The organism is Tessaracoccus aquimaris (genome assembly GCF_001997345.1).
GTDB classification, from domain to species: Bacteria; Actinomycetota; Actinomycetes; order Propionibacteriales; family Propionibacteriaceae; genus Arachnia; species Arachnia aquimaris.
On the sequence record NZ_CP019606.1, the window covers coordinates 1,557,975 to 1,570,269 of the forward strand.

Annotated in this window: 11 protein-coding genes and 3 pseudogenes; 4 read left to right on the forward strand and 10 right to left on the reverse strand. The window is 68.6% G+C overall.

Annotation, left to right across the window (positions count from 1 at the left end; genetic code table 11):
- The first annotated feature begins 29 nt into the window (after positions 1–29).
- Positions 30–1,187: a sensor histidine kinase gene (locus tag BW730_RS20315; RefSeq protein WP_158522522.1), complete on the forward strand. Its 1,158-nt coding sequence runs from the start codon at positions 30–32 to the stop codon at positions 1,185–1,187.
- Positions 1,188–1,244: 57 nt separating this feature from the next.
- Positions 1,245–1,541, forward strand: a pseudogene (locus BW730_RS20320) (response regulator); the annotation flags it as partial.
- A gap of 432 nt (positions 1,542–1,973) precedes the next feature.
- Here BW730_RS20320 and rarD read toward each other — a convergent pair.
- The 10 genes and pseudogenes from rarD to BW730_RS07370 all read right to left on the reverse strand — a co-directional run.
- Positions 1,974–2,747: pseudogene (gene rarD, locus BW730_RS20325) on the reverse strand (EamA family transporter RarD); the annotation flags it as partial.
- Complete coding sequence (locus tag BW730_RS07330; RefSeq protein ID WP_077685676.1) at positions 2,744–3,592, reverse strand: alpha/beta fold hydrolase; 849 nt, start codon at positions 3,590–3,592, stop codon at positions 2,744–2,746. The pseudogene rarD and the gene BW730_RS07330, both read right to left, overlap by 4 nt.
- A gap of 176 nt (positions 3,593–3,768) precedes the next feature.
- Entirely contained in the window at positions 3,769–4,047 is a 279-nt protein-coding gene (locus BW730_RS07335) for a metal-sulfur cluster assembly factor (protein WP_237268029.1), read from the reverse strand.
- A 113-nt stretch (positions 4,048–4,160) separates the two neighbouring features.
- Positions 4,161–4,604, reverse strand: a complete 444-nt coding sequence (gene sufU / locus BW730_RS07340; protein WP_077685678.1) for a Fe-S cluster assembly sulfur transfer protein SufU — start codon at positions 4,602–4,604, stop codon at positions 4,161–4,163.
- An 8-nt stretch (positions 4,605–4,612) separates the two neighbouring features.
- Complete coding sequence (locus BW730_RS07345; protein WP_077685679.1) at positions 4,613–5,854, reverse strand: cysteine desulfurase; 1,242 nt, start codon at positions 5,852–5,854, stop codon at positions 4,613–4,615.
- A 334-nt stretch (positions 5,855–6,188) separates the two neighbouring features.
- The gene (sufC, locus tag BW730_RS07350) at positions 6,189–6,953 is read right to left on the reverse strand and encodes a Fe-S cluster assembly ATPase SufC (RefSeq protein ID WP_077685680.1); all 765 of its coding nucleotides are present in this window, start codon (positions 6,951–6,953) and stop codon (positions 6,189–6,191) included.
- A gap of 12 nt (positions 6,954–6,965) precedes the next feature.
- Positions 6,966–7,328 (reverse strand): Rieske (2Fe-2S) protein, encoded by a 363-nt coding sequence (locus BW730_RS07355; protein WP_077685681.1) that lies wholly within the window; start codon positions 7,326–7,328, stop codon positions 6,966–6,968.
- Complete coding sequence (locus tag BW730_RS07360) at positions 7,325–8,485, reverse strand: SufB/SufD family protein (protein ID WP_226997132.1); 1,161 nt, start codon at positions 8,483–8,485, stop codon at positions 7,325–7,327. The genes BW730_RS07355 and BW730_RS07360 overlap by 4 nt, the downstream gene beginning before the upstream one ends.
- A 66-nt stretch (positions 8,486–8,551) precedes the next feature.
- Complete coding sequence (gene sufB, locus BW730_RS07365; RefSeq protein ID WP_077685682.1) at positions 8,552–9,994, reverse strand: Fe-S cluster assembly protein SufB; 1,443 nt, start codon at positions 9,992–9,994, stop codon at positions 8,552–8,554.
- An 11-nt stretch (positions 9,995–10,005) separates the two neighbouring features.
- Positions 10,006–10,686, reverse strand: a complete 681-nt coding sequence (locus BW730_RS07370; RefSeq protein ID WP_077685683.1) for a helix-turn-helix transcriptional regulator — start codon at positions 10,684–10,686, stop codon at positions 10,006–10,008.
- A 152-nt stretch (positions 10,687–10,838) separates the two neighbouring features.
- Between BW730_RS07370 and BW730_RS07375 the strand changes: the two are divergent.
- A pseudogene (locus tag BW730_RS07375) lies at positions 10,839–11,539 on the forward strand (ABC transporter ATP-binding protein).
- The gene (locus BW730_RS07380) at positions 11,536–12,294 is read left to right on the forward strand and encodes an ABC transporter permease (RefSeq protein ID WP_077685684.1); all 759 of its coding nucleotides are present in this window, start codon (positions 11,536–11,538) and stop codon (positions 12,292–12,294) included. Before BW730_RS07375 ends, BW730_RS07380 begins: the two are co-directional and overlap by 4 nt.
- Position 12,295: the final 1 nt, after the last annotated feature.

Consider the following 12,295-nt stretch of genomic DNA (forward strand, 5'->3'; position numbering starts at 1 on the left):
CCAACGCAACGGATGTGAGGGGGATGCTCGTGAGCACAGAAGCCCGGCGCCCCCTGTATGCCAGATCCGGCTGGTTCGAGCCGACACTCGCGCTGTCGGTCTTCGCGCTGCAGGTCAGCACGATCGCGGCCGACGGTCCGCGCCCCGCCTTCCTGTGGGTGCTGGACGTGCTCGCCTGCCTGGGAGCGGGCCTCTCCGGGTACCGCCCCGCCATTGGGGTGGCGCTGCTCGCGGTTGGGCTCCTCGGCCAGTTCGCGGGCGCGCCTGCCGAGACGGGCATGTCCGGCTTCGCCGCGCTCACCGGGATCTTCGCCGCCGTCCGGATCAGGTACCGGCACTGGGTGCCCATCGCGACGGGCCTCGCGGTCGTGGCGTTCCTGCTGCTCGTCTTCCACGCGCCGACGGTGTGGGGCCAGATGGCGGCATCTGCCGCGCTGTACTGCGTCTCCCTCGTGCTGACGGTCGGCGGCGCGAACCTGTGGCGCGGTGCCGTGCTGCGGGTGCGTCAGGAGCGCGAACTGGCGGAGCAGCGCTCCGAGGCGCGCCGGCTCGCGTTGGCGCGGGACCTGCACGACTCGGTCGCCCAGAGCCTCTCGCACGCCGCGATGCGAGCGCACATGGCGCTCGGAGAGCCGGACCTGCAGCCAGCGGTGCGCGACCAGTTGGAGCGGATCGCGGGCGAGTGCAGTTCCGCGGCACAGGACCTGCGCCAGTTGCTCTCGACGCTGCGCGAGGGCCAGAGTCTCGATCCCGACCGGGGCCTCCTGATCGACGATGAGCACCTCGCGGGCGCTGTGGAGCAGCAACGCCAGAGGCTCTGCGCCGCGGGTCTGCACGCCGACGTGCGACTCGAGCAGCGCCACATGAGCGCGGCGCGGGCGACCACGATCGCCAAGATCACCGTCGAGGCCGTGACGAACATGATCCGCCACGGAGTGCCCGGCTCAAAGTGTTCGATCCGGATCGCCGAGGTGGACGGTCACGTCCGTGCGACCTACTCGAACCTGACGACGCGCACGCCGAGGCCCGCAGGCCTCGGGCTGCTCGGCGTCCAGGAGCGCGCTGCGCTGCTGAAGGGCAGGTGCTCGGTGACGTTCGAGGACGGGGTGTGGACGCTCACCGTGACGCTCCCGCCGGGGTACGAGAGCCGCGAGGAAGCGCTGCTGGACCGCCACACGATCGCCTGAGACTCGATAGGCGGCATCCACCCTTTTGGCCAAGCCAGGCATGGCTAGACTCCTCGCATGCCTGCCGCGTGTCGACCCATCAGGGTCCTGCTGGTCGAGGGCGACGAGTTGGCGCGTCGGGCCGTCGATCGCTACCTCGCGCCCCTTGAGGACATCGACCTGGTCGGCGTCGCCTCGGACGGCCGCGAGGCGCTCACCCTGGCAGAGTCCCTCTCCCCAGACGTGGTGCTCGTCGACGTTCACCTGCCCTCCGTCGAGGGCCTCGAGGTGATCCGCCACGTGGCGTCGCGGCTTGGCGCAAGCGTGGTCTGCTTCACGGCGCTCGCCGACGACCGGACCCTTGCCCAGGCCATCGAGGAGGGCGCCGCGGGGTTCCTCCTGAAGACGGACAGCCCCGGGCTGATCGCCAGGGCGATCAGGTCGGCACATAACGGCGATGCGCTGGTCTCCCCCAAGCTGATGGGGACCCTGCTCCGACAACTCCTGACCCGCACCGACGCCCCCGCCGCGTTGACGCCCGAGGATCGGACGATGCTCGCATTGGTCGGGCAGGGGCACACCAACTCGGAGATCGGCAGCACCCTTGGCCTGGCGGCGTCGTCGGTCAGGGAGTGTGTGTCGGCCCTGCTGAGCCGCTTCGACCGGCTGAACCGGGCAGGCCTCGCCTGCTCGCCTACCGCTGGGGCCTCCTCGACGACTGACCAGGATCGCGTCGACGGCGAAGGCGGCGATGGCCACCCACACCAGAGCGAAGCCCGCCCATCTGCTGGCGGGCATCGGCTCCCGGAACACCAGCCAGCCGAGCAGGAACTGGCCGACGGGCGCGATGTACTGCAGCATGCCGAGCGTCACCATCGACACCTTCCGGGCCGCGTCCGCGAACAGCAGCAGCGGGACTGCCGTCACGATTCCGGTGGTCGCCATCAGGAACCAGTATCCGGAAAGCGGCGGCACCGTCGACTGGCCGGTGACCCCGAGGTAGAACAGGTAGCCGAGGGCGAGCGGGAGCACCGCTCCCGTCTCGAACGCGAGCCCGGGAGCCGGCGCGACGGAGCGGCCCGCGAGCTTCTTCACGAGCGAGTAGGTGCCGAAGCTGAGCGCGAGGCCGAGCGCGATGAACGGCACCTGGCCGTAGCCGAGGATCAGCACCACGACGGCGACCGCGCCGAAACTCAGGGCCACCCACTGGCCGGGGCGGAGCCGTTCGCGCAGCACCACGACGCCGAGCAGAGCAACGGCGAGCGGGTTGATGAAGTAGCCGAGCGCCGCGTCGAGGGTGCGACCGGTGGCGACGCCGTAGACGTAGATGGTCCAGTTCGTCGCGATCAGGACGCCTGCGACCGCAAGCGAGAGGGCCGTCCTGCGGTCGCGCCAGATGGCGCGCAGGTCGCCCATCTTGCGCAGCACCGCGAGCAGCAGCAGGCAGAACGCGAGCGACCAGGCGGCGCGGTAGGCGACCACCTCCAGCGCACCAGAGCGGGTGAAGAGCAGGAAGTACAGCGGGAAGAGTCCCCACAACAGGTAGGCGGCGATGCCGCTGTCCAGCCCGGTTCTCTTCACCCGGCGAAGGCTACTCCCTCATCGAGGGTCTCCAGGAAGTCGAGGATCGAGGACTCCCACTGCACGTGGTGCGACACGTTGGCGCCGTGCGGGGCGCCCTCGATGATCGCGAGCTTGGCATGCGCCACATAGCGGGGCATCCGCTCCGCGGACTTCTCGACGGGCACGTTCTGGTCGGCGTCGCCGTGGATCACCAGCGTCGGCACCTCGATGGTCTCGACGAAGTCGCGCAGGTCGGTCGCCCAGATCAGGATGGTCTGCACCGCCGCCCTCTCCGAGGACTGGTGCGCGATGTCGAGGGACTCGCGGCGGACGGCTTCGCTGACCTGGAGCCCGCCCTCCTCGGTGCTGTAGAACGTCGTGATGAAGGAGTCGAGGAAGCCGTCGCGGTCCGTCTCGCAGGCACGCGACATGTCCTCGAAGGCCGAGAACGGCATGGCGCCGTCGGGGTTGTCGTCGAAGATGCCGAGTGCCGGGGTGATGGCTCCGGAGAAGATCGCGCCCGCGATACGCGGGTTGTGCCGTCCGGCCAGGTGCGCGGCCTCGCCGCCGCCCATCGAGAAGCCAAGCACCGCTGCTCCGTGCAGGTCGAGTTGCTCGATCAGCGACGCCGCGTCGGAGGCGAGCGTGTCGTAGTCGTAGCCGCCCTCAGGCTTGTCCGACTCCCCGAATCCTCGCCGGTCATAGGTGATGACGCGGTACCCGGCGTCGGTGAATGCGGGCACGTTCTTGGCGAAAGAGGCACCAGACAGCGGCCAGCCGTGGATCAGCACCAGCGGTCGGCCGTCGCCGCCGGTGTCGGTGTAGTGCAGTCGGACGCCGTCAGGCGTGGTCAGATTCGGCATCGTCGCCTCCTGTAGGTCTGAGCCTCCAGCCTAGCTCCGCAGTGCCGGGAAGGGGTCGTGTCACGCTAGTCGTGGCGGCGTGCCAGGATCAGGAACTGGCCCCTCGTCCGATGGCCCTGGGGACGCCCGGCTCCCGGGTTGGCGACCCGCGATCGACGGGTCGCCGGCACCGACTGCTACAGGTTGTAGCCGATGGCTCGAAGTTGCTCGCGCCCGTCCTCGGAGATCATCTCGAGGGTCCACGGCGGCAGCCAGACCCAGTTGAGGGTCACGGAGTTCGCGAGCCCGTCGAGCACGTACTTGGTGTCGTACTCGATCTTGTCGGTCAGGGGGCAGGTCGGGGAGGTCAGCGTCATGTCGATGGTGACGTTGCCCTCGTCATCGACCTGGACGCCGTAGACGAGGCCGAGGTCGACGACGTTGACCATCAGTTCGGGGTCGACGACGTCCTTCATGGCCTCGAGGATCTCGTCCTCAGCGGGCACCACGGAGGGCGGGTTGGGGCTGAGGTCGACGTCGGGCAGCTCGTCCTTGACGAGGTCGCTCGGGCGCTGCTCGTGGTTGTACATCAGTTCTCCTTGGTGGTTGCTTGCAGGGTGGCGTCGCGCATGGCTGACCACCCCAGGAGTGCGCACTTGACGCGGGCCGGGAACTTGGAGACCCCGGCGAACGCGATGGCGTCCTCGAAGGTGTCCTCGTCTGGTTCGATCCTGCCCTGGGACTGCATCATCTCGAGAAACTTGTCGTGCAGGGCGAGGGCGTGGTCGACGCTGCCGCCGATCAGCAGGTCCCCCATCACCGAGGTGGAGGCCTGCGAGATCGAGCAGCCTTCGGCGTGGTAGGAGATGTCGGAGACGGTGTCGCCGTCGAGGTGCACGCGGAGGGTCAGTTCGTCCCCGCAGGACGGGTTGACGTGATGCACCTCTGCCTCGTACGGCTCGCGGAGCCCCGCGTGGTGCTTCTCCCGGTAGTGGTCGAGGATGATCGTCTGGTAGAGCTCGTCGATGTTCATTGCCCTCCTCAGAAGCGCGGGGCGAAGTAGTTGCGGGTGTAGACGAGCGCGTCGGCCAGCGCGTCGATCTCCGTCTTGGTGGTGTACAGGTAGCTGGACGCGCGCGTCGAACTCTGATGACCGAGCCGCTTGTGTAACGGGCGGGCGCAGTGGTGGCCACCGCGGATGGCGACGCCCCGGGAGTCGAGGACCTGCATCACGTCGTGCGGGTGGACGCCCTTGAGGTTGAACGAGATGGCGCTGCCGCGTTCCACGGCCTCGGTTGGGCCGAGGACGACGAGGTCGTCGATGGAGGTGAGCTTGTCGAGGGCATAGCCGGTCAGTTCGTCGTCGTGCGCGGCGATCTCGTCCATGCCGATGCCCTGCAGGTAGTCGACTGCCGCGCCGAGCCCGACGGCCTGCGCGATCGGCGGGGTGCCCGCCTCGAAGCGTGCGGGAGGTGCCGCGTAGGTCGACTTCTCCATCTCGACGATCTCGATCATCTCGCCGCCGCCGAGGAAGGGCGGAAGCTCCGCGAGCAGGTCGTAGCGCCCCCAGAGCACGCCGATGCCGGTGGGCCCGACCATCTTGTGGCCGGTGAACGCGACGAGGTCGGCGCCGAGCGCGGCGACGTCGGTTGCCTGGTGCGGGACGGCCTGGGACGCGTCGACGACCATCACGGCCCCGACGGCGTGCGCCTTCGCGGCGATGTCGGCGATCGGGTTGCGGGTGCCGAGCACGTTGGAGACCCAGGTCAGCGACACGACCTTGGTGCGCTCGTTGAGGAGGTGCTCGCGTTCGGCCTTCTCCAGGTCGAGGCGGCCGTCGTCTGTGATGTCGAACCAGCGCAGCGTCGCCCCGGTGCGCTGGCAGGCCATCTGCCAGGGCACGATGTTGGAGTGGTGCTCCATGACGGAGATGACCACCTCGTCGCCCGGGCCAAGCCGGGACGAGAGGGTGTTGGCCGCCAGGTTGAGCGCCTCGGACGCGTTCTTGGTGAACACGATCTCCTCGGCCCGCGCAGCCCCGATGAACGATCCGACCTTCGCCCGCGCGCCCTCGAACGCCTCGGTCGCCTCGGCGCCGAGCAGGTGCATGGCGCGGGCGACGTTGGCGTTGTGCTCGAGGTAGTGCCGCTCGACGGCCTCGACGACCTGGCGCGGCTTCTGCGAGGTGTTGGCCGAGTCGAGGTACACCAGCGGCTGCTCCCCCACCCTGCGCTGCAGGATCGGGAAGTCCTCGCGGATCTTTTCGACGTCGTACACGCTCATCACCTCCTGGTTGATTGGCCCGAGGGCCTTGGTTCAATTATCGCCCGCGCCGTCCCGCCGCCCCTCACCACGTCAGGCAGCGAGACCAGGCACGAGCGAAGCGCTGTGCCGGGACCCCACCAACCCGAGCCAGTCATCGCGAGAGCTCCGGCCCTAGGCGCCCGTCTCGCAAGGCCGACGACCGAGGCAGGGCTGACGCCCGCCGAGGAAGGAGAACGCAGCGAGACGGGATGCATAGGGCCGGAGATCGGTCACCTTCAAGCGATGGCCCAGCGACCGACGTGAACGCAGCCAGGTGGGATGCATCGGCGCGGGGATCGGACAATCCCAAGCGTCAGGCGTTGGCGGCGGCCTTCACATAGGATTCGTAGCCGTTGGCCTCGAGCTTGTCCGCCAGCTCGCGGCCGCCCTCATCGACGATCCGGCCGTCGACGAACACGTGCACGAAGTCGGGCTTGATGTAGCGCAGGATGCGGGTGTAGTGCGTGATCAGCAGCACCGCGCGGTCTCCCTGCTCGGAGTAGCGGTTGACGCCCTCGGAGACGACCTTCAGCGCGTCGATGTCGAGGCCGGAGTCGGTCTCGTCGAGGATCGCGGCCTTCGGGTTGAGGAGCTCGAGCTGGGCGATCTCGTTGCGCTTCTTCTCGCCACCGGAGAAGCCCTCGTTGACGGAGCGTGCGGCGAAGGACTTGTCGAGGTCCATGCCAGCGAGGACCTTCTCGACGTCCTTGACCCAGGTGCGGACCTTGGGGGCCTCGCCGTCGAGCGCGGTCTTTGCGGTGCGCAGGAAGTTGGCGACGGAGACGCCGGGGACCTCGACGGGGTACTGCATGGCCAGGAACAGGCCGGCGCGGGCGCGCTCGTCGACGGTCATGTCGGTGATCTCGACGCCGTCAAGGGTGACGGAGCCGGAGGTGATGACGTACTTGGGGTGGCCGGCGATGGCGTAGGCCAGCGTCGACTTGCCCGAGCCGTTGGGGCCCATGATGGCGTGCACCTCGCCGGAGTTGATCGTGAGGTTGACGCCCTTGAGGATTTCCTTGTTGCCCTCTTCGGTGATGACGTCGCCGTGCAGGTCCTTGATGACGAGCGTGGTCATGTGTCTGTACTCCTAGTTTTCTTCAAAATTCAGTGGGTTGTCGGGATCGACGAGGATGTCGTCTCCCTCGATCCGGACGGGGAACACCCGCACCGGCTTGGTCGCGGGCAGGTTCAGGGCCTTTCCGGTGCGCAGGTCGAAGGTCGACCCGTGCAGGTAGCACTCGATGGTGCAGTCGATCACGTCGCCCTCGCTGAGCGGCACCTTCGCGTGGCTGCACTCGTTCTCGATGGCGTACAGGACGCCCTCGTGGCGCACCAGCGCGACCTCGAGCTCGCCGTCATCCTCCCGGCCGGATCCCGTCTCGGGGACCTCGCAGGCCAGGGGGATGTCGTCTCTGAGCTCGTCGGTCGTGGCGACGGGAACGAAGGTCACGCGTGATCCGCCGTCCGGGTGGTGCCGTGGACCAGCGCCAGTTCACGCTCGACCTGCTCCAGGAGCTTGCGCTCGATGTGCTCGACGCCGACGCGGCGGATGATGTCGTTGAAGAAGCCGTGCACGATCAGCCGGCGCGACTCCTCCTCCGAGATGCCGCGGCTCATCAGGTAGAAGAGCTGGTTGTCGTCGAAGCGGCCGGTGCTGGACGCGTGGCCCGCGCCGGCGATCTCGCCGGTCTCGATCTCGAGGTTTGGGACCGAGTCGGCCTGGCAGCCCTCGGAGAGCACCAGGTTCTTGTTGCTCTCGTAGGTCTCGATGCCGAGCGCCTGCTTGCGGATCAGCACGTCGCCGATCCAGACGGAGTGCGCGCCCTTGCCCTGCAGCGCGCCGCGGTAGTCGACGTTCGACTTGGTGTTGGGCTCGTTGTGGTCGACGAACATGCGGTGCTCGATGTCCTGACCTGCGTCGGCGAAGTAGATGCCGAACTGTTCGAGCTGTCCGCCGGGGCCGTTGTAGCGGGCGCGCTCGGCGATGCGGATGGCGCGGCCACCCATCGAGGCGTGCACGGTGCGGACCTGCGCGTCGCGGCCGACCTCGACGGAGATCTGCCCGCCGTGGATGCTGTCGCCCGCCCAGTCGTTGACGTAGACGAGATTGATCTGGGCGCCTGCCCCGATCCGGAAGTCGTACTTCGCGGAGTACTTGGCGGAGCCCTCGAAGCGAAGGACGAGCGTCGCCTTGCTGTGCGGGCCGAACTCGGCGACGAAGGTCTCGGCGACCTGGGCGCCGTCGCCGCGTCCGATGAACACGATGGGCTCGTCGATCTCGACGTCGGCGGGCACGCGCAGGTAGTGGGCCTGTGCGCTGCGCTCGGCTGCGATGGCCGAGATCCGGTCGACGGGGGGCTCGATGGCGACCTCGCGCGCCTCTGCGGCGGTGATGGTCTTCCACTCGACGCCGTCGGGGAACTCGCCGCTCCAGTCGAGGCCGCCGAGGGCCTCGCCCTGCTGCAGCAGCGGCTTCAGCGTGCGGATCGGCGAGAACCGCCAGATCTCCTCACGGCCGGTCGGCATGGGGTGCTTATCGACGTCGTAGCTCGGCTCCGGGTGCAGGTGCGACTCGATGGTCTCGATCGCGCCGGCGACATTGGGCACGGTTGCAGTAGTCAAATCAACTGTCTCTTTCTCAGGAAATTTCGTGGGTGGGCGCGGTCTCGACGATCAGCCGACCGCACCCTCCATCTGCAGTTCGATGAGGCGGTTCAGCTCGAGGGCGTACTCCATGGGCAGCTCGCGGGCGATCGGCTCGATGAAGCCGCGCACGATCATGGCCATGGCCTCGTCCTCCTCCATGCCGCGCGACATCAGGTAGAAGAGCTGGTCCTCGGAGACCTTCGACACGGTGGCCTCGTGGGCCATCGACACGTCCTCTTCGCGGACGTCGACGTAGGGGTAGGTGTCGGAGCGCGACACGTTGTCGACGAGCAGCGCGTCACACTTGACCGACGATGCCGAGTGGTTGGCGCCCGGGTCGACCTGGACGAGGCCGCGGTAGGACGCGCGTCCGCCGGAGCGGGCGACCGACTTCGAGATGATCGAGCTGGACGTGTTGGGCGCGCAGTGGACCATCTTGGAGCCGGTGTCCTGGTGCTGGCCCTCGCCCGCGAAGGCGATCGAGAGGGTCTCGCCGCGGGCGTGGTCGCCCATCAGGTAGACGGCCGGGTACTTCATGGTCACCTTGGAGCCGATGTTGCCGTCGACCCATTCCATCGTGGCGCCCGCCTCGCAGGTGGCGCGCTTGGTGACCAGGTTGTACACGTTGTTGGACCAGTTCTGGATGGTCGTGTAGCGCACCCGGGCGTTCTTCTTGACGATGATCTCGACGACGGCGGAGTGCAGCGAGTCCGACTTGTAGATCGGCGCGGTGCAGCCCTCGACGTAGTGCACGTAGGAGTCCTCGTCGGCGATGATCAACGTGCGCTCGAACTGGCCCATGTTCTCCGTGTTGATGCGGAAGTAGGCCTGCAACGGGATCGACACGTGGACGCCCTTGGGGACGTAGATGAACGAGCCACCCGACCAGACGGCGGTGTTCAGCGACGCGAACTTGTTGTCGCCGACGGGGATGACGGTGCCGAAGTGCTCCTGGAAGATCTCCGGGTGCTCACGCAGCGCGGTGTCTGTGTCGAGGAAGATGACGCCCTGACGCTCGAGCTCCTCGTTGATCTTGTGGTAGACGACCTCGGACTCGTACTGGGCGGCGACGCCCGCGACGAGGCGCGCCTTCTCCGCCTCGGGGATGCCGAGCCGGTCGTAGGTGTTCTTGATGTCCTCCGGGAGGTCCTCCCAGGTCTGGGCCTGCTTCTCGGTGGAGCGCACAAAGTACTTGATGTTGTCGAAGTCGATGTCGCTGAGGTCGGCGCCCCACTTCGGCATGGGCTTCTTTTCGAAGAGCTTCAGGCCCTTGAGGCGCAGGTCGAGCATCCACTGGGGCTCGTCCTTCATCTCGGAGATGTTGGCGACGACGGCCTCGTTGAGGCCGCGCTTGGCCGCGGCGCCCGCGGTGTCGGTGTCGTGCCACCCCCACTTGTAGCTGGAGAGCGCCTCGATGTGTTCGTCCTGCGTTGCACCCAATCCGGGTGCCTGCGGTGCGGTCTGCGTCATATCCGTATCCGTCACTTTCTTTTCGGGATGTTGGGAGTGGGAAGTGGTGTGGGGACGTGCGTGGTGCACACGCCGTCGCCGTGGGCGATGGTCGCGAGCCGCTGCACGTGGCTGCCGAGCAGCCGGGCGAACAGTTGGGTCTCGACCTCGCAGAGCACGGGGAAGGCGGCCGCGACGTGCGCGACCGGGCAGTGGTGCTGCAGCAACTGGTTGCCGGAGTGCACCGGGCGAACCGAGGGGGCATACCCGTCGACCTCGAGCGCCTGGACGAGCGCCTCGATGGTGCTCTGCTCCGGGTTGGCCTCGCGGGAGCGCAGGAAGCGTTCCTCGATGCAGGCGAACTGTTCGACGGAGAGTTCACGCACGGCGTTCGGGCCGACCTCCCCGGACAGCCGACGCAGCGCGGCGATGGCCAGCGCGTCGTAGGCCTGCCGGAACTCGGCGCGGCCCGCGTCGGTGAGCACGAAGACCTTCGACGGCCTGCCGCGGCCTCGGGCACCGTAGACGCGTTCCTCGCGCGAGGTGAGGATGCCCTCGTCCAGCAGCCCCGTGAGGTGGCGGCGGATCGCGGCGGGCGTCAGGTCAAGGCGTTCGGCGAGTTGCCGGGCGGTCTGGGGACCGTCGTGCAGGATGAGGTCGACGACTCGTTGCCGGGTCGGGACCTCGGCCTCAAGCTCAGTTGGAGCGGTCATCCAGGTTCACCTCCCACCGCGCGGCCAAGGAATCCCCAAGGCCCCAATTAGCTTACGCCAGTCTTGCCAATTCTCCTTCAGGATTCAAGCAAGGTTTGCCTAACCCCGGGCGCGGGTGGGGAGCCCTCAGCGAACGCGGCTAGGCTGACCGGGTGCCTGCCCTCCAATCCAACGATCTCGTCGTCACGTTCGGCAGCCTCCGCGCCCTCGACGGGCTGACGTTGACCGCGGAGTCCGGCCAGGTCACGGCGCTGCTCGGGCCCAACGGGGCGGGCAAGACCACCTTCATCCGCTGCTGCACCGGGCTCGCCCGGCCCGCCTCCGGCACGCTGACGATCCTGGGCGACGAGCCGGGCAGCGCGGCGGTGCTGCCGAAGATCGGGCTGATGCCCCAGTCGACCGGCGCCTGGTCCGGTGTGCGCGCGGGCGAACTGCTCCGTTATCTGGCGCGCCTCTACGCCGAACCACAGCCCGTCGACGACCTCATCGCTCTGCTCGGCATCGGCGCCTTCGAGGCGACGCCCTACCGCAGGCTCTCGGGGGCCAGCAGCAGGCCGTGAACCTGGCCGGCGCCCTCGTCGGTCGTCCGGCGCTCGTCTTCCTCGACGAGCCGACGGCCGGGCTCGACCCGCGCGCAAGGCGGCTGACGTGGGACGTGGTGCGCAGCCTGCGCGACTCCGGCGTCGCGGTGCTGCTGACCACCCACGACATGGCGGAGGCGGCCTCACTGGCCGACAGGGTCCACATCATCGACCACGGCGCGGTCCGCGCGAGCGGCACCGCAGAGGAACTCGCCGTCGACGGGTCGTTGGAGGACGCCTACCTCCGCTACACCTCGGGAGACCCGCGATGAGCCTCGACTTCACGCCCCGCCCCGCCGCCGCGCCGCCGCTGACCAGGATCTGGGCGCAGGCCAGGATGGAGGCGACCCTGATCCTGCGCAACGGCGAGCAGGCGCTTCTCGCGGTGGTGATCCCCGTCGCCGTCCTCGTGGGCGCCGCGTTCTTCGGCGACCGGCTCGGCCTCGGGCTGCAGCAGAGCGCGCCGTCGGTGCTCGCGCTCGCGATGTGGAGCTCCGGCCTGACGACGCTGGCGATCGCGACGGGCTTCGAGCGCCGCTACAACGTCCTGGAACGGCTCGCCGCGACCCCGCTGGGTCGGCCAGGCATCCTCGCGGGCAAAGGGCTCGGCATCGCGCTGATCACGGCATGCCAGGTGGCCCTGCTCGCGGTCATCGCGCTTGCGCTTGGCTGGCGCCCCGTCTTCTCCCCCGCCGCTCTTCTGGTGGCGCTGCTCGTCTCGGTGCTGTCGATGGGCGCCTTCGCCGGCCTGGCGCTGGCGATCTCCGGGTCGCTGCGCCCGGAGGCGACCCTCGCGGTCGCCAACCTGGCCTACCTCGTCGGCATGCCGCTGGGGATCCTGCTGCCCGCCGACCGGTTCCCCGACTGGGCCGCGCGGATCGTGCAGGGGCTCCCCACCGGCGCCCTCGGTGAGGCGCTCCGGGCCGCCTCCCAGGGCCAGGCCTTAGGCTGGCCGGTACTGGTGTCCGCGCTCTGGCTGATCGGCGCCCTCGCGCTCGCGTGGAAGGTGTTCAAGTGGACCTCATGAC